The organism is Micromonospora sp. NPDC000316 (genome assembly GCF_042898885.1).
In the GTDB taxonomy this organism is placed as follows: domain Bacteria; phylum Actinomycetota; class Actinomycetes; order Mycobacteriales; family Micromonosporaceae; genus Micromonospora.
In genome coordinates this window covers 465,928-482,321 of the sequence record NZ_JBIAZG010000001.1, presented here as the reverse complement: position 1 = coordinate 482,321, position 16,394 = coordinate 465,928, and the positions used below count along the sequence as shown (strand labels likewise).

Annotated in this window: 13 protein-coding genes and 3 tRNA genes; 7 read left to right on the top strand and 9 right to left on the bottom strand. The window is 70.6% G+C overall.

The genetic code is table 11. The features are described 5' to 3' along the window. Positions 1-312: 312 nt before the first annotated feature. The 8 genes from ACFY2Q_RS02240 to ACFY2Q_RS02205 form a co-directional block, all read right to left on the bottom strand. A tRNA-Phe gene (locus tag ACFY2Q_RS02240) sits at positions 313-386 on the bottom strand. Positions 387-485: 99 nt separating this feature from the next. Next, positions 486-559 (bottom strand) — tRNA-Asp (locus ACFY2Q_RS02235). Positions 560-590: 31 nt separating this feature from the next. Then, positions 591-663: transfer RNA gene (locus ACFY2Q_RS02230), tRNA-Glu, on the bottom strand. A gap of 154 nt (positions 664-817) precedes the next feature. Continuing rightward, the gene (locus ACFY2Q_RS02225; protein WP_387126717.1) at positions 818-1,603 is read right to left on the bottom strand and encodes a polysaccharide deacetylase family protein; all 786 of its coding nucleotides are present in this window, start codon (positions 1,601-1,603) and stop codon (positions 818-820) included. Between the two features lie 73 nt (positions 1,604-1,676). After that, a complete protein-coding gene (locus ACFY2Q_RS02220) occupies positions 1,677-2,624 on the bottom strand; it encodes a MerR family transcriptional regulator (protein ID WP_387127565.1) in 948 nt (315 codons plus the stop codon). After that, positions 2,614-3,234 (bottom strand): isopentenyl-diphosphate Delta-isomerase, encoded by a 621-nt coding sequence (gene idi, locus ACFY2Q_RS02215; RefSeq protein WP_387126715.1) that lies wholly within the window; start codon positions 3,232-3,234, stop codon positions 2,614-2,616. The genes ACFY2Q_RS02220 and idi overlap by 11 nt, the downstream gene beginning before the upstream one ends. Beyond that, positions 3,231-4,712, bottom strand: coding sequence for a phytoene desaturase family protein (gene crtI / locus ACFY2Q_RS02210; protein ID WP_387126713.1), 1,482 nt, complete (start codon positions 4,710-4,712; stop codon positions 3,231-3,233). Before crtI ends, idi begins: the two co-directional genes overlap by 4 nt. 25 nt (positions 4,713-4,737) lie before the next feature. Next, entirely contained in the window at positions 4,738-5,880 is a 1,143-nt protein-coding gene (locus tag ACFY2Q_RS02205; protein WP_387126711.1) for a polyprenyl synthetase family protein, read from the bottom strand. 64 nt (positions 5,881-5,944) lie between these two features. Here ACFY2Q_RS02205 and ACFY2Q_RS02200 point away from each other — a divergent pair, with 64 nt between their 5' ends. Next, positions 5,945-6,856, top strand: coding sequence for a phytoene/squalene synthase family protein (locus ACFY2Q_RS02200; protein WP_387126709.1), 912 nt, complete (start codon positions 5,945-5,947; stop codon positions 6,854-6,856). Between the two features lie 57 nt (positions 6,857-6,913). Here ACFY2Q_RS02200 and ACFY2Q_RS02195 read toward each other — a convergent pair whose 3' ends face one another. Next, positions 6,914-7,990, bottom strand: coding sequence for a serine hydrolase domain-containing protein (locus ACFY2Q_RS02195; protein WP_387126707.1), 1,077 nt, complete (start codon positions 7,988-7,990; stop codon positions 6,914-6,916). A 90-nt stretch (positions 7,991-8,080) separates the two neighbouring features. Here ACFY2Q_RS02195 and ACFY2Q_RS02190 point away from each other — a divergent pair, with 90 nt between their 5' ends. The 6 genes from ACFY2Q_RS02190 to ACFY2Q_RS02165 all read left to right on the top strand — a co-directional run bounded on the left by ACFY2Q_RS02190 (position 8,081) and on the right by ACFY2Q_RS02165 (position 16,286). Beyond that, complete coding sequence (locus tag ACFY2Q_RS02190; protein WP_387126705.1) at positions 8,081-9,556, top strand: dihydrolipoyl dehydrogenase family protein; 1,476 nt, start codon at positions 8,081-8,083, stop codon at positions 9,554-9,556. Between the two features lie 129 nt (positions 9,557-9,685). Then, the gene (locus tag ACFY2Q_RS02185) at positions 9,686-10,690 is read left to right on the top strand and encodes a LacI family DNA-binding transcriptional regulator (RefSeq protein WP_387126703.1); all 1,005 of its coding nucleotides are present in this window, start codon (positions 9,686-9,688) and stop codon (positions 10,688-10,690) included. A gap of 515 nt (positions 10,691-11,205) precedes the next feature. Next, positions 11,206-12,585, top strand: a complete 1,380-nt coding sequence (locus tag ACFY2Q_RS02180; RefSeq protein ID WP_387126701.1) for an ABC transporter substrate-binding protein — start codon at positions 11,206-11,208, stop codon at positions 12,583-12,585. Positions 12,586-12,661: 76 nt separating this feature from the next. Continuing rightward, positions 12,662-13,618, top strand: a complete 957-nt coding sequence (locus ACFY2Q_RS02175; RefSeq protein ID WP_387126699.1) for a carbohydrate ABC transporter permease — start codon at positions 12,662-12,664, stop codon at positions 13,616-13,618. Between the two features lie 14 nt (positions 13,619-13,632). Continuing rightward, entirely contained in the window at positions 13,633-14,520 is an 888-nt protein-coding gene (locus tag ACFY2Q_RS02170; protein WP_387126697.1) for a carbohydrate ABC transporter permease, read from the top strand. 98 nt (positions 14,521-14,618) lie between these two features. Beyond that, positions 14,619-16,286 carry a glycoside hydrolase family 13 protein gene (locus tag ACFY2Q_RS02165; RefSeq protein ID WP_387126695.1) on the top strand — a complete coding sequence of 556 codons (1,668 nt, stop codon included), beginning with the start codon at positions 14,619-14,621 and terminating at the stop codon, positions 16,284-16,286. Positions 16,287-16,394 lie beyond the last annotated feature (108 nt).

The following is a 16,394-nucleotide window of genomic DNA, read 5'->3' as shown; positions in this document are numbered from 1 at the left end:
GTCAGCGGCAGCGTCGCACCACCGGCCCAGGTGCCGCTCAGCCGGCGGCGGCGATCTCAGACGGGACGGCGAAGGAGCCCAGGATGAGCGCCGAGCGAGACGTGGCAGCCAGGCGAGCTACATGCCGATGGAGCTGGACCTCTACTCGCAGCGAGGTTCGTCGTGCGATCCCCGTGCGACAAGGGCCGGGCATCAGCGGGATTCCGTGGTCAACGAGGGTCAGACCGTGGAGACGGGTAGCGAAGGTGAAAAGCAGAACGCCGACCGGCGTTTCCGCTGATCGGCGCTCCTGTAGCCCGGCGAAAGGCTATGTGGCCAGGGGCGGGGTCGAACCGCCGACCTTCCGATTTTCAGTCGGACGCTCGTACCAACTGAGCTACCTGGCCGTGTTGCTCGGCTCATGCTACCCGCCGACCTGCTGAATCAGCGGCAGGGTCACACGCTCCGATACGCAGAACGCCGCGCGAGGCGCGGCGTATGCGCTGCGGTCCTGACGGGACTTGAACCCGCGACCTCCGCCTTGACAGGGCGGCGAGCACTCCAACTGCTCCACAGGACCTAGCTTGTGTTGCTCCGGCTTGCGCCGGTCGTGCCCCCAACGGGATTCGAACCCGTGCTACCGCCTTGAAAGGGCGGCGTCCTGGGCCGCTAGACGATGAGGGCGGCCCCGCCATCATTGCACACTCGCAACTTCAAGCGGACTTGCTCCCATCCGGCCCCGCCGGAGGCTTGGAAAGCATACGTGATGCCTGGTCGGTCGACAAAACCGGTATCGCCGGGGCGGTGGCGGGCCGCATAACCGCAGGTCAGGGCCGATCTAGCGGAGTCGGGCGATGCCATAGCGGCGCTTCAGGTCGGAGATCAGGTGCGGGCAGGCGGCGAGCGTCGCAGCCCGGTCGCCGCCGCCGTCGTGCAGCAGCACGATGGCCCCGGGGCGGGCGCCGGAGTGGACGCGCTTGGCGATCGTCGCGGCCGTCGGCTTGTCCCAGTCCTGCGGGTCGACGTTCCAGTGCAGGGGGCGCATGCCGAGATCCTTCGCCACCGCCAGCACCTCCGCCGTCCACCGGCCGCCTGGCTGGCGGTAGAAGGTCACCGGAGTGCCGGGGGCCGCCGCCTGGATGGCCCTGTTGGTCCGGGTCAGGTCGGCCCGGATCTCGGCGACCGGCCGGCGGGCGAGGTCGAGGTCGTGCCGCCAACTGTGGTTGCAGAGCTGATGCCCCTCCCGGACGATCCGCCGGATCAGGTCGGGGTGGCGCTGCGCCTCGTAGCCGACGACGCAGAAGGTGGCGGTCACCTTGGCCGCCCGCAGTTGGTCGAGCACCTTGGGGGTCCAGGTGGGGCTGGGCCCGTCGTCGAAGGTCAACGCCACAGGCCGTACGCCGGTGTTGCGCCGCAGGCCGGCCGGGAGTTGGGTCGGCAGCGGTCGCAGCGGGGGCTTGGTGCGGGTGGGGCGCGGCGACGGGACAGGTGTCGGGGTGGGCGGGGTGGTCGACTCGGTCGGCTGCACCCCACCTGTGGCGTGGATGGTGCCGCCCGGCTGAGCGCAACCGGCCAGGGTCAGCACCACGGCGAGGACGGCCGCCAGGGCGGCGCGGGCTTGCATCGTTCGCTCCCGGGGGGTCGGGGCAGGCGGACCACCGACGGTAGTGGAAGCCGCGCAAAGCCGACAGAGCCGGTCAGGCCCCCGTCGCCTGGTCCAGGGAGTCGCGTACGGCGACGGCGAGCGAGAGCGCCTCGGCCAGGTCGACCGGGCGCACCACCCCGGCGGGCAGTGTGTCGGCCTGCCAGCCGGGGCCGGCGGCGAGGATCAGCAGCGGGCGGCGAGGCGCGGCGAGCAGTGCTCCGAGCTGGGCCGGGTCGGCGGTTGCCCGGGTGTGCGACCAGAGCACGACGGCGGCCGGGCCGGTTCGCGAAACCGCCTCGACGAGGGCGGCCAGCGGCACCCGGGCGCCAAGCATCCGACAGCTGATGCCGACCTCGGCGAGCGCGGCGGCCAGCGCCTCCAGGGGCAGGCTGTGTTGCTCCTCGTCGGCGCACGACAGCAGGATGCGGGCGGGGCCGGTGGGGGTTTTGGCCCGGCTGGCTGCCGCGAACGCCTCCGACACGCAGCGGGAAATCAGGTGTTCGACCTCGACCAGGGCGCCGGTGGCGGCGTGCCGTTCGCCGACGCCGACGAGTACGGGGCGCAGCAGGGTCTCCCAGGTGGCGACGACACCGGTGGCGGTCAGTGTGTGCGCGATCGTCTCGCTCATCGCGGCGGCGTCCAGTCGCATGGCGGCGCGGGCCAGCCCTCGGGCGGCCGGGCCGGCGCGACCCACCGGGATGGATCCGCCGCCGTCGCGGGTGAGCGGGCGAATCCGGCCCCCGTTGCGGAGGGCGTCGGCGGCCGCCTGGTTCGGTGCCTGGCGTGCCCACCGGGCTGCCTCGGCGGGGCTCACGCCTTCGGCGGTGAGCCGTCGCATGATTTCAAGGCGTGCCAGGTCGGCGGGCGTGTACCGGCGGTGGTGGCCCGGGACATGCTCGCTGGGGCCGAGCCCGTAGCGCTGGTGCCAGGTGCGCAGCGTGGTGACCGCCACCCCCAGCCGCCGCGCGACGGCGCCAGCGCTCAGCTCCTCATCGGCCACCCGGCCGCTCCGCCGCGTCATCCGCCGACGATCCGGGCGGGGTCACGGTCGGGCCGGGGGCGCCCGACGTCGAGCCAGAGGGGCGCAGCAGCCGGTTCACCACCCCGCCCAGCCACGGTGCGTACGACCGGGGGTCACGGTCCAACTCGGCCTCGAGGGCGGCCGGGTCGGCCCAGCGCAGCTCGGCCACCTCGTCCGGGTCCGGTTGCAGCGGGGCGGCGGGCAGGAACTCGCCGCGCAGCACGTGGTCGTACTCGAATTCGACCCGCCCGGTGGTGGGGTCCTCGGCGTAGTAGACGTAGACGCCGACCTCGGTCAGCTCGACCGGGCCGGTGCCCAACTCCTCGCGTAGCCGCCGGTTGGCGGCCTCGGTGAGCGACTCGTCGGGTTGGGGATGGCCGCAGCAGGAGTTGGCCCAGCGCAGCGGAAACCGGGTCTTGACCGCGGCCCGCCGCTGTAGCAGCACCTGGCCGTCCGGGTCGACAAGCAGCACGGAGAAGGCCCGGTGCAGTTGCCCGGGCGGCTGGTGGGCGGCTGCCACTGTGGTTTCACCGTGGGCCTGCCCGGCGTCGTCGACAAGTTCGACGAGGTGCTCTTCGCGGCTGCTCATCTGCCCTCCCCGGTGATCCGACAAGCGGCCAGCTTGCCCGAGATCAGCACCATCGGCACGCCCACACCGGGCTGGGTGCCGGATCCGACGAACACCACGTTCGCCAGGTCGCGGTGCAGGTTCGACGGGCGGAACGGGCCGGTCTGAAAGAGCGTGTGCGCGGCGGCGAACGGGGTGCCAGCGGCCATGCCCTGCTCCGCCCACTCGGCGGGGGTGATGGCCTGGAGCACCTCGACCCCGTCGCCGAAGCCGACGTAGCCGCGTTCCTCAAGGGTGCCGATCAGTTGGTCGCCGTAGCGTCGGGTCAGGTCGCCACGCCACTCGAACGGCGCCCGGTCGAGGTTGGGCACCGGAGCGAGCACGTAGTAGGTGTGCCGGTCCGGTGGGGCCACCGACGGGTCGGTCCGGCTGGGGTTGGTGACCAATAGCGACGGATCGGTCATCAGCTCGCCCCTGCGGATGACCTCATCGAAGGTGCCCTTCCACGCGCGGCCGAAGTGGATGTTGTGGTGGGCGATCTTCGCATATCCCTGCCGCGAGCCGACGTGCAGGACGACGCACGACGGCGAATAGGTGAGACGGCGCTTGGGGGCGGCGGGCAGCAGGTCCCGGTAGGCGACCGGCAGATCCGGGTTGAGGACCACCACGTCCGCCGGCACCAACTCGCCGTCGGCGGTGAGCACGCCGGTGGCCCGGCCGTTCGCGGTCTCCACACGGGTCACCGTGGTGTCGTACCGGATCTGCACGCCGTGCTTTTCGGCGGCGCCGGCCATCGCCCGGGAGACCGCGTGGATGCCGCCGCGCGGGAAGTAGACCCCGGCGACCGAGTCGAGGTACGCGATGACCGCGTAGATGGCAAGCGCGTCGTGCGGGGCGAGCCCTGCGTACATCGCCTGAAAGGAGAAGATCCGCTGGGTACGCGGGTCGCGGAAGAACTGGTTGATCTTTGTCTGGAGGCGGCGGAAGGCGCCCCCGGTGATCAGCTTGAGCAGGTTGCCCGTGATCAGGTCGGTGGGCGCGTCCAGGTTCCGCTCGATGAAGTCGGCCCGCTCCAGCCGCCACAGCTCCCGCGCGTACTCGACGAAACGCAGGTAGCCGTCGGCCTCGCGCGGCCCGCAGACCCGGGAGATCTCCGCGGCCATCCGCGTGGTGTCGGTGAGCACGTCAAGCGTCGAGCCGTCCGGATAGTACGCCCGGTAGGCGGGGTCGAGCGGCGTCAGGTCGAGCCAGTCGCGCAGCTCCTCGCCGACGGCACCGAGCGCCTCGGCGATCAGGTCGGGCATGGTGAGCACCGTCGGGCCGGTGTCGAAGTCGTAGCCGTCCACCGAGAGCCGGCCGGCCCGCCCACCGGGCACCGGCTCCCGCTCCAGCACTGTCACCTGCCGGCCGCTGCCGGCCAGGTGCAGGGCGCAGGCCAGCCCACCCAGGCCGGCGCCGACGACCACCACCCGATCCGTTCGTCCCGTCACCGTGCGCACGTGACCTCCTTGAGAGAGTCGCTCATCAGGCCTGCCGGTTGGTGGCGGCGGTGGCCAGCCCGGTCAGCGCCGTTCGCGCCGTCCGGTCCACGGGTGTGGCGTCGAGCGCGGCAAGCGCATCGCCCACCCGCTCGGCGATCATCCGTTCCACCCGCGCGACAGCGCCGGTGTCGGCGATCAGTTCGGCGAACCTGTCGATCGGCCCACCGCCAGCGCGATCCAACGCCCTGAGCTGGGCTGGCGTGGCCAGTTGACGGGCCAGCATGAGCAGCGTGGTCGGCTTGCCGGTGCGCAGGTCGTCGCCGGCAGGCTTGCCGGTGGCGGCCGGGTCGCCGTAGACACCGAGCAGGTCGTCGCGGAGTTGGAACGCCTCGCCGACGGCCAGGCCGTAGCGGGAGTACGCGGCAACGAGCGGGGCATCGGCGCTCACCCCGGCCAGGGCCGTGCCGAAGAGCAGCGGTCGTTGCACCGTGTAGCAGGCGGTCTTGTAGCGGGCCACCCGCAGCGAACGATCGACCGACCAGTTGGCCGCGTCGTTCTCGCCGAGCACGTCGAGGTATTGCCCGGCGATCGTCTCCACACGCATCTGGTCGTAGCAGCGGCGCACATCGAGCAGACGGGCCGGCGGCACCGCGGCGCGCGCCAGCAGCCGGTCGGCCCAGACCATGCAGAGGTCCCCGATGAGCACCGCGGCCGCCTCGCCATAGCGGCCGGGGTCGCCGCGATGACCGGCGGCGACGTGCTGGGCGGCGAGCGCGACGTGGGCGGTCGGCCGGCCGCGACGGGTGGCGGAGGCGTCCATCACGTCGTCGTGCACGAGCGCGAAGGTGTGCAGCAGTTCGAGGGCTGCCAGCGCGGGCAGCACCGGTACGAGTGATTCGGTGCCGCCGGTCGCCCCCCGCCAGCCCCAGTAGGCGAAGGTGGATCGGAGGCGCTTGCCGCCGGCCAGGACGGCGTCCCGCGCGGCGGACGCGAATGTGCCCATCGCTGCGTCGATGTCGGCGAGTGATGCGACCTCGGCGGTGAGGAAAGTGGTGAGGGTGCCATCCACCGCGGTGCTCAGGTCATGGGTGTACGCAGCCAGGACGGCGCGGACCGGATCGTCCCTGTCGGCCGGCCCGGTTGGCGCCAGCCGGATCGTGTTGCCCGCCGCTGCGTCGTTGGCCATGAGGGCGAGCGTACCCTAGGCTACGAGTTGCGTCGATTGGTGCGTCGATAATTGAGGAGGGCCGGTGGAAACGGATCTCACCGCTGCCTATGACCGATGCCGTGAGCTGCACAAGCGCCACGGCCGGACCTACTATCTCGCCACCAGACTGCTCCCCGCCTGGAAACGGCGACACGTGCACGCGCTCTACGGCTTCACCAGGTACGCCGACGAGATCGTCGACCGCACCGAGGACCTTCCGCCGGCCGAGCGGGCCGCCCTGCTCGACGACTGGTCCACGCAGTTCGTCGCCGGCCTGCACGGCGCGCCGGTCGACGACCCGCTGCTGCCGGCCGTGCTGCACACGATCGCCGTCTTCGACCTCGGCCGGGACGACTTTGCGTCGTTTCTCAAGAGCATGGCGATGGACCTGACCGTCACCGCGTACCCGACGTACGACCACCTGCTCGACTACATGGAGGGCTCGGCGGCCGTCATCGGCACCATGATGCTGCCGATCCTGGGCAGCTCCGACCCGGCGGCTGCCCGTGAGCCCGCCCGGCAGCTCGGCTTCGCCTTCCAGCTCACCAACTTCATCCGGGACGTCGCCGAGGACCTCGACCGGGGCCGCACCTACCTGCCGGACGAGGACCTGGCGAAGTTCGGCGTCACCCGCGACGACCTGCTCGAGGCCCGCGCCCGGGGGCGCGGCACGTCCCGGACCAGAGAGCTGATCGAGTACGAGGTGACCCGTGCCCAGGCGCACTACGCGGCCGCAGCGCCGGGCATCACCATGCTCGCGCCGGCCTCGCAGGCCTGCATGCGCACCGCGTACGCGCTCTACGGCGGCATCCTCGACGAGGTGGCCGCGCAGGACTACGACGTCTTCGCCCGGCGGGCCCTCGTGCCGAAGCGGCGGCGGATGGCGGTGGCCGCCCGCGCACTGCTCACCCCGACCGGCACCCCCGTCACGATTCCGGGGCCGACGATCCGCTGACCGCCGGCTGCGGAGAAAGCAAGGGCACCTGCAAAAGGGGCCCTTCCTAACAAGCGGTCACAGGCAGGAGTGCAGGGCATCCGCCAGCTCGTCGACACGGTCGTGCTCGGCCAGCCGGGCTGTGGCGTACGCGAGGGCGTAGCCCCGGCCCGGGTCGGCCCACGCGCTGCTGCCGCCGATGCCGCCCATGCCCCAGCTGCCGTCCGGCTCCCACTGCATGCCAAGCGTCCACTGGGCGACCCGGTCCAGCACCAGGTCCGGCCCGTCGTACTGGACCCGTGTCGCCTCCGCCACCAGTTCGGGGCTGAACAGGCGTACGTCGTCCAGGACACCGCCGGCCAGCAGACCGGCGTAGAGCCGGGCCAGGCTGGCGGCGGTGGCGTGCAGGTTGACCGCCGGCATCTCGGCGGCCCGCCAGAGCGGGCTGTTCAGCACGGCGAGGTCGAGCCCGCCGGTCGGGTTGCCCATCGCCCGCGCCCGCAACGAGCCCGGTTCGCCGAGCGCCCGGGTCGGCCACTGCGGGTCGCCGTAGCGCAGGTCCGCGCAGCGCCGCTGATCGGCGGCGGCCAGCCCGAAGGCGAGGTCGAGCCGCCACGGGCCGGCGATCTCCTCGGCCAGGAACCGGCCCACCGACCGACCGTCCACCCGGCGGACCAGTTCGCCCACCAGGTGCCCGTACGTCCAGGCGTGCTCACCGGCCGTCGAACCCGGCGGCCACTCGGGGTCGGCGGCGGCCAGGTCGCCGGCGAGCAGCGCCCAGTCGCTGATCGCGGAGGCCGGTCGGGGCACCGGGAAGGCCGGCAGCCCGGCGGTGTGCGACAACACCTGGCGCACGGTCGCCGGGGCACGGAACTCCGGCCAGTGCCGCGCCACCGGCGCGTCGAGATCGACCCGCCCCGTGTCGACGAGCATCAGCAGGCAGAGCGCCGCGACGGGCTTGCCCACCGAGTAGACGTTCACAAGCGTGTCCGGCCGCCACGGCTCACCGCCGGACGCGTCGGTGGTCCGCGACCCGCCGACGAGGTCGACAACCGGCTGACCGTCGTACCAGATGGCCAGGCTGGCGCCGGTTTCCCGACCGCTTGTGAACAGGTCGTGGAAGCAGTCTCGGACCGGAGCGAAGCGTGCGTGCATCAGGCCACCGTAGGCGGCGCGGCCCGATGGGCTCGCCGACTTTTCCGCACCTCGGTGGCCGGGGTGGGGCCACTGGGGGATGCTGTCGGAGTGGCAGAGCCGGAGCTGGTGGATGTGGTCGTGGTCGGGCTCGGGGTCGGCGGCGAGGAGGTGGCCGGGCGGCTCGCTGAGGCCGGGCTCAGCGTCGTCGGCATCGAACGGGACCTGGTCGGTGGCGAGTGCCCGTACTGGGGTTGCATCCCGAGCAAGATGATGATCAGAGCGGCCAACGCGCTTGCCGAGGCACGTCGGGTCGACGGGCTGGCCGGGACCGCCCAGGTTCAGCCGGACTGGGCGCCTGTGGCGAAGCGGATCCGCGAGGAGGCCACCGACACCTGGGACGACCGGGTCGCGGTCGAGCGGTTCACCGGCAAGGGCGGCCGGTTCGTCCGGGGCAGCGGCCGGCTCGACGGGCCGGGCCGCGTCCGGGTCGGTGACCAGGTGTTCCAGGCCCGGCACGGTGTCGTGCTGGGCACCGGCACCCGGCCCTCGGTGCCGCCGATCGACGGGCTGGCCGACACCCCGTACTGGACGAACCACCAGGCGATCGAGGTCGAGCGGCTGCCCGTGTCGATGCTCGTGCTCGGCGGCGGCGCCATCGGCTTGGAGCTGGCCCAGGTCTTCGCCCGCTTCGGCGTCCAGGTCACTGTGGTGGAGGCGTTGGACCGGGTGCTGGCCGTCGAGGAGCCGGAGGCGTCCGAGGTGGCCAACGCGGCGCTGCGCGCCGACGGCGTCGAGATCCACACTGGGGTACGCGCCGAGCGGGTCGAACACGACGGCAGCCGGTTCACGCTGCACGGGGCCGGCGGGGCGGAGTTCACCGCCGAGCGTCTGCTCGTGGTGACCGGCCGCCGGGCGTACCTGGACGAGCTGGGGTTGGATTCGGTCGGGGTGAGCGCCACCCAGCGCTACCTGCCGGTGGACGACCGGCTGCACGTCACCGACGGCGTCTGGGCGGTCGGCGACCTGACCGGCGAGGGCGCGTTCACGCACATCGCCATGTACCAGGCGGGGATCGTGGTGGCCGACGTGCTGGCCCATGTTCGGCAGGCGAATGCCGGGCCGGACGCCAGCGGGACCGCCAGCGTGGTCGGCGGTGCGATGGGCGCCTCCAATTCGCTTGCCGCAAGCGGGTCGAGCGGGTCGGCCGGCAGCGTGCCGCGCGCCGACTACCGCGCGCTGCCCCGGGTGACCTTCACCGACCCCGAGGTCGGCGCGGTCGGTCTGACCGAGCGGCAGGCCCGCGAGCGGGGCATAAACGTGCAGGTGGGCTTCACCAAGCTGGGCAGCTCCACCCGTGGGTGGATCCACCAGGTCGGCGACGAGGGCTTCATCAAGCTCATCGCGGACGCCGACGAGGGCGTGCTTGTCGGCGCGACCTCGGTCGGCCCGGCCGGCGGCGAGGTGCTCTCCGCGCTGGTCGTGGCGGTGCACGCGGCGGTGCCGCTGAGTCAGCTCCGGCACATGATCTACGCGTACCCGACCTTCCACCGCGCCATCGAGGACGCCCTCCGCGACCTCTCCTGACTTTGCCGCTGGCGGTGCCGACAGGTGCCAAGCGAGGGCGGCCGAGGCGGCAAGATGCGGCAGCGAGACAGCAAATTCCGGCGGATCTGCTGTTCATTTCTTGCAGTTCCGTGACGTACGATTGCGGCCGTGACCAAGCGGTTGACTGAAGTTGCCAAGAAGGCGGGCGTCAGCGAGGCCACCGTCAGCCGGGTGCTCAACGGCCGGGACGGGGTGTCCGAGGCCACCCGGACGGCTGTGCTCACCGCACTTGACGTGCTGGGCTACGAGCGACCGACAAAGCTGCGCGGCGAGCGTGCCCGGCTGGTCGGGCTGGTGCTGCCCGAGCTGCAAAACCCGATCTTCCCGGCGCTCGCCGAGGTGGTCACCGGATCCCTCGCCCAGCGCGGCTACACGCCGGCCCTCTGCGCCCGCACCATCGGCGGTGTGTCCGAGATGGATTACGTGGAGATGCTCCTCGACCACCAGGTCTCCGGGGTGATCTTCGCCGGCGGCTCGTACGCGCTCGCCGACGCGAAGCACGACCACTACCGCCGGCTGACCGATCGTGGCCTTCCGGTGGTGCTCGTCAACGCCGGTGTGGACGAGTTGGGTTTCCCCCGGGTCTCCACCGACGACGCGGTGGCGGTCGAGCAGGCGTACGGGCATCTGCGCTCGCTCGGTCACGAACGGATCGGGATGGTCCTCGGCCCGGAGGGGCACGTGCCGTCGCGCCGCAAGCTGGACGCCATGGTCCAGGCCGCCGGCTGGGGTGACGGCGAGCGGGAGTGCGTCGAGCGTTCCAGCTTCTCGATGGAGGGTGCGCGGGTCGCCGCGACCAAACTGGTCGAGCGAGGCGTGACAGGCATCATCTGCGCCAGCGACGTGCTGGCACTGGGCACCATCCGGGCCGCCCGCCGGCTGGGTCGTGCGGTGCCGGCCGACATCTCGGTGGTGGGCTTCGACGACTCGGCGTTCATGACCTGCACCGACCCGCCGTTGACCACGGTCCGGCAGCCCATCGAAACGATGGGCCAGGCCGCTGTGGACCTGCTCGTCACCCAGATCGAGGGCGTCGGCGTCCTGCAGGACGAGCTGCTGTTCGAGCCGGAGCTTGTCGTTCGGGGCTCCACCGCCCCAGCCCCTCGCCGCTGAGCCCTCGCACCCACGCCGCGCCGGGCCGCTGACCCGCGCCCCGCGCCGGGCCGCTGACCCGCGCCCCGCGGCGCTGAGCGCTGATCGACTCCAGGTCGGCGACATGGGGGTATCGCGTGACCGGGACACCGCAACATCGGCGATATCGAGTCGATCATTAGCCCGACCTCCGGTTATGCCGGTCTGGTCCCCATTGGACGACGCTCGGCCGTCGACCGCTTCCGGCGGTCGGCGGCCATTTTCGTTGACGCTGCAACCCCGCATCGCCAGCCCAAACACCGATGGTCCAAACGCTTCCAAAAGCCCCCAGAGCCGGCGTGGTGCGCGCTGCTGTCCGCATCTGCCGTTAAGAAGTCGTGTCCTTTCAAATTCAAGTCGATGTCTTGCCGGGATGAGTCGACGTCGTTACAGTGACCTCACTCACACCTGGCTCGGGCGCCGTTACTCGGCGTCAGGTCGCATCACCGCAGATCAGCGAAGTTCACGGAGACACCCGTTCCCGAAGGGATGGACAGATGTCCGTACCGCAATACCGAAAGGCTGCCGCCTTAGCGCTCGTGGCCGGCCTGGGGCTCAGCCTCACGGCGTGCTCCACGAAGGGCGACGACAAGGACGCGACCGCCGGCGGCAAGGTCACCATCACCGTCGACTGTCAGCCCGTCGGCGCGCAGAAAGAGCTGTTGAAGAACTGGAACGACGATGTCGCCGAGTTCCAGCGGCAGAATCCGGACATCGTCATCAAGAGCGTGAGCGTCGGCGAGCAGTGCAACAACCCGCCGGACTTCACCGCCCGCCTCGCTGGCGGCACCGTGACGGACGTGTTCTACGGGTACATGACCGATCTCCAGCAGGTGCTCGACTCCGGTCAGGCGATGGACATCAGCCAGTACGCCAACAAGGACACCATCCCTACCTGGGACAGCGTCGACCCGGCGCTCAAGGGCGTCTTCACCGACGGCGGCAAGCTCTACGCCGTTCCGGTGAAGAACTACTCGATGGGCCTGGTCTACAACAAGGTCCTGTTCCAGCGGGCCGGGCTCGACGTCAACAACCCGCCCAAGACGTGGGCCGACGTCCGGGCCGCCGCCAAGAAGATCTCCGCGCTGGGTGACGGCATCGCCGGTTACTCGGAGTACAGCGCCGGCAACACCGGCGGCTGGCACTTCACCTCGCTGCTCTACTCGCAGGGCGGCCGGGTGCTGACCGAGGACGGCAAGAAGGCCGACTTCAACAACGCCATGGGCAAGCAGGTCCTGCAGAACATCAAGGACATGCGGTACGGCGACAACAGCATGGGCGCCCGGCAGCTGCTCCAGTGGGGCGACCTGCTGACCAACGCCGGCGCCGGCAAGGTCGGCATGTTCATCGGCGCGCCGGACGCCACCCAGGCGATCGTCAGCCAGTTCCAGGGCAAGTTCCAGGACTGGGCGATGAGCCCGCTGCCCGGCCAGGACGGCGCGGCGAAGGGGACGCTCGGTGGCGGCGAGGGCTACTTCTTCAAGAAGGACCTCACTCCCGAGCAGGTCAAGGCCGGTCTGAAGTGGATCGCGTACCAGAAGCTGACCCCGGGCAAGGGCCAGTTCGACTACGTCCGGGCCAAGCCGCAGAACTACCCGGTGGGTCTGCCCCAGCCGCTGCTCTTCGCCAACGGCAGCGACGCGCAGAAGCAGGAACTCGAACTGCGTAAGGCCAACGCGAACGTCGACACGGCGAACTTCGCGCTCTTCGAGGCGACCCCGGTCCCGATCAAGGGTGAGCCGCGTAACGCGCAGGCGATCTACGCGGTGCTCGACGCCGCGATGTCCGGGGTGCTGACGAACCCGAACTCGAACATCGACGCACTGCTCAAGACGGCCGAGGACAAGGTCAACCAGCTCCTGGCCGCCGAGAGCTGATCGGCAGGTGTGGGGGCCGTGGCACCGGCCCCCACACCGCCCGCCGCACCGTCCGCGTCACTGACTTGGAGTTGCCTTGGCGATCACCACCGTCCCGGAGACCCCCAGGAAACCGGGTCGCCCGACGTCGCCGTACTCGGCGGGGCCGCAACGCACGAGCCTCGGCCGCAAGGTACGGGACAACCTCACCGGGCACGCGTTCCTGATCGGCGCCGTGCTCTGCTTCGTCGTCTTCTCCTGGTACCCGATGATCCGCGGCATCGTCATGAGCTTCCAGCGGACCCGGCGCGGTGAGACGACCTGGGTCGGCTGGGACAACTACACCCGCATCATCGGCGACCCGAGTTTCTGGACCGCCTGGAAGAACACGTTCACCTTCACGGTGCTCGCGCTCGTCCTCGGGTACGTGGTGCCGTTCTTCGTGGCGGTCCTGCTCAACGAGTTCCGCCACGCCAAGGGGTACCTGCGCATCCTGGTCTACCTGCCGGTGATGCTGCCGCCGGCGTCGGCGCTGTTCCTGTTCAAGTTCTACGCGTACGACCCCAGCGAGGCGGGGCTGTTCAACGCGATCCTGAAGGCGCTGCACCTGCCCACGTCGCAGTGGATGCAGTCGCCCCAGATGACGATGCCGGCGATGGTGGTCGCCTCCACCTGGATGAACATGGGTGGCGCCGTGCTGATCTACCTGGCGTCGTTGCAGAACATTCCCGGCGAGCTGTACGAGGCAGCCGAGCTGGACGGCGCCGGGATCTGGAAGCGGATCCGGCACGTGACCATCCCGCAGACCAGGCTGATCCTCGCGCTCCTGGCGATGTTGCAGATCGTCGCCACGATGCAGGTCTTCATCGAGCCACTGATCCTCGCCAACGGTGCGGGCGCGGAGGACTCCGCGACCTCGGTGGCGTACCTCATCTACCAGCACGGTTTCTTCCAGAACGACCTCAACGGCGCTGCGGCGCTCGGCGTGATCATGCTCGTGGTGCTGGCCGGCTTCTCCGCCGCGTACCTGCGGCTGAGCGCGAAACAGGACTAGGACGGGGCGAGGACATGGCACAGGACTCCGGCACCCGGACCCTCATCTCACACGCCCAGCTCAGTCGGGGGCGCGGCAGGATCATCTACTGGACGCTGCTCGCGGTCGTCGTCGCGGGTTTCACGCTCGTCTTCCTCGGGCCGCTCTACTGGATGGTCACCGGCGCGCTCAAATCCGGCCAGGAGATCGCGCAGACCCCGCCGTCGCTGTTTCCGAAGGACCCGCAGCCGCAGAACTATATCGACGCGTGGAACAACCTGGCCCTGGCCAAGCTGCTGTTCAACACGTTCTACTACGCGGCCGGCGCGGTGCTGTTCCAACTGGTCTTCGACACCGCCGCCGCGTACTCGCTGTCGAAACTTCGACCGATGTTCGGCAACGTCATTCTCGCCCTGATGCTGGGGACGCTGATGATTCCGGCGATGGTGCTCATCGTCCCGCAGTACGTGACAGTGATCGACCTGCCGATCGTGCACATCAACCTGCTCGACTCACCGTTCGCCATCTGGCTGCCCCTCGTCGCGAACGCGTTCAACATCTTCCTGTTGAAACGGTTCTTCGACTCGATTCCCGAGGAGTTGATGGCGGCGGCGCTGATGGACGGGGCGACGTCGCTGCGCACACTCTGGTCGATCATCCTGCCGCTGTCGCGTCCCATTCTCGGCGTGGTCTCGATCTTCGCGGTGACGGCGGTGTGGAAGGACTTCCTCTGGCCCAAGCTGGTCATGCCGTCGCCGGAGACCCGGACGGTGAGCGTGGGCATCTACGCCTTCGCGGGCGGTACGCCCATGAACGTGGTGATCGCCGCGTCGGTCATCGCCGCCATCCCGACAGTTATCGTCTTCCTGATCTTCCAGCGGAACATCATGTCCGGTCTGACCACGGGCAGCATCAAGGGGTAGCCAATCACTGCCACTTCCTGCGGCGAACAACTGTGGTTCGCCCGACACATATTCAGGTCGGCGACCCGTCGACGTACTGACGCAGAAAGCAGGTGCTCGTGTCCACAGCAGACAGCGGTCCGTGGTGGCGTGGAGCGGTTATCTACCAGGTGTATCCACGTAGCTTCGCCGACGGCAACGGCGACGGCGTCGGCGACGTCGCCGGCATCCGGTCCCGGCTGAACCACCTGTCCGCACTTGGCATCGACGCGATCTGGTTCAGTCCCTGGTATCCGTCGCCGATGGCCGACGCCGGCTACGACGTGTCCGACTACCGCGACATCGACCCGGTCTTCGGCTCCCTCGCCGAGGTGGAGGCGCTCATCACCGAGGCGCACGACCTGGGCATCCGGACGATCGTCGACGTGGTGCCCAACCACTGCTCCGACGCGCATCCGTGGTTCCAGGCCGCGCTGGCCGGCGGCCCGGGAGCGCCCGAGCGGGACCTGTTCTGGTTCCGCCCCGGCCGGGGCCCGAACGGTGACGAGCGGCCCACCGACTGGGTAGGCGAGTTCGGCGGCCCGACCTGGACGCGCACCACCAACCCGGACGGCACACCCGGCGACTGGTACCTGCACCTGTTCGCCCCCCAGCAGCCGGACTTCAACTGGGACCACCCCCGGGTGCGGGCCGAATTCGAGGACATCCTGCGGTTCTGGTTCGACAGGGGCGTGGACGGCATCCGGATCGACTCGGCCGGGCTGCTTGTCAAGGACGGGACGCTGCCCGAGGTCCAGCCGGACCAGCCGCACCCGTTCCACGACCTCGACGGCGTACACGACATCTACCGGGGCTGGCGGCGGGTCGCCGACTCCTACCCGGGCGAGCGGGCGCTGATCGGTGAGGTGTGGCTGCCGGACCGGCAGCGGTTCGCCAACTACCTGCGCCCCGACGAGCTGCACGCGGCGTTCAACTTCGACTTCCTCGGCTGCGCCTGGGACGCCCCGGCGCTGCGGGAGAGCATCGACGGGACGCTGAGCGCGCACGCACCGGTCGGCGCGCCGGCCACCTGGGTGCTGTCCAACCACGACGTGACCCGGCACGTCACCCGCTACGGCCGGGCGGACACCACGTTCAGCTTCGCCGCCAAGCGCGAGGGGATCCCCACCGACCTGGAGTTGGGAACCCGTCGTGCGCGGGCCGCCGCGCTGCTGTCGCTGTCGCTGCCCGGCGCGGCCTACGTCTACCAGGGCGAGGAGTTGGGTCTGTGGGAGGTCGAGGACATCCCGTACGCGCTGCGCCAGGACCCGATGTGGGAACGCTCCGGCCGGGTCGACCCCGGGCGGGACGGCTGCCGGGTGCCGCTGCCCTGGGCCGGTGACGAGCCGCCGTTCGAGTTCAGCCCGAAGGGTGCGGCGGCACCCTGGCTGCCCCAACCGGCCGACTGGAAGGACCGGACAGCCCGTGCGCAGACCGGCGACGCGACGTCGATGCTTGAGCTGTACCGGACGGCGATCGCCCTCCGGCGGGCCGACCCGGCGCTCGGCGATGGCGGGTTGAGCTGGTTGCCCGCCCCGGACGGTGTGCTCGCCTTCAGCCGGGGCGGTGGTTTCCGCTGCCTGGTCAATCTCTCCGACACGGCGGTGCCGCTGCCCGCCGACGGGGAGTTGCTGCTGGCCAGCGGCCCACTCGACGACGGTCTGCTGCCGTCGGACACGGCCGTCTGGCTGCGTACCCCCGAATTGGCGGACGGGCCGCACGCGGCGGACGGCGCCGCACTGACCTGACCGCACGTGGTGCCGGCGGTCCCGTCCCCGCCGGCACCACCCACCCGACCTGACATCGAGAGAGAGGAGAGACGAGGAACGCAATCGCACCGTCTCCACCTGTCGCGG

What these genes read in the sequence shown, in the direction of transcription:
- ACFY2Q_RS02205 (WP_387126711.1), bottom strand. Translation starts at nt 5,880, where the DNA reads ATGGCCAACGACGCAGCGGCGGGCAACACGATCCGGCTGGCGCCAACC.
- ACFY2Q_RS02170 (WP_387126697.1), top strand. Translation starts at nt 13,633, where the DNA reads ATGGCACAGGACTCCGGCACCCGGACCCTCATCTCACACGCCCAGCTC.
- ACFY2Q_RS02225 (WP_387126717.1), bottom strand. Translation starts at nt 1,603, where the DNA reads ATGCAAGCCCGCGCCGCCCTGGCGGCCGTCCTCGCCGTGGTGCTGACC.
- ACFY2Q_RS02180 (WP_387126701.1), top strand. Translation starts at nt 11,206, where the DNA reads ATGTCCGTACCGCAATACCGAAAGGCTGCCGCCTTAGCGCTCGTGGCC.
- ACFY2Q_RS02195 (WP_387126707.1), bottom strand. Translation starts at nt 7,990, where the DNA reads ATGCACGCACGCTTCGCTCCGGTCCGAGACTGCTTCCACGACCTGTTC.
- idi (WP_387126715.1), bottom strand. Translation starts at nt 3,234, where the DNA reads ATGAGCAGCCGCGAAGAGCACCTCGTCGAACTTGTCGACGACGCCGGG.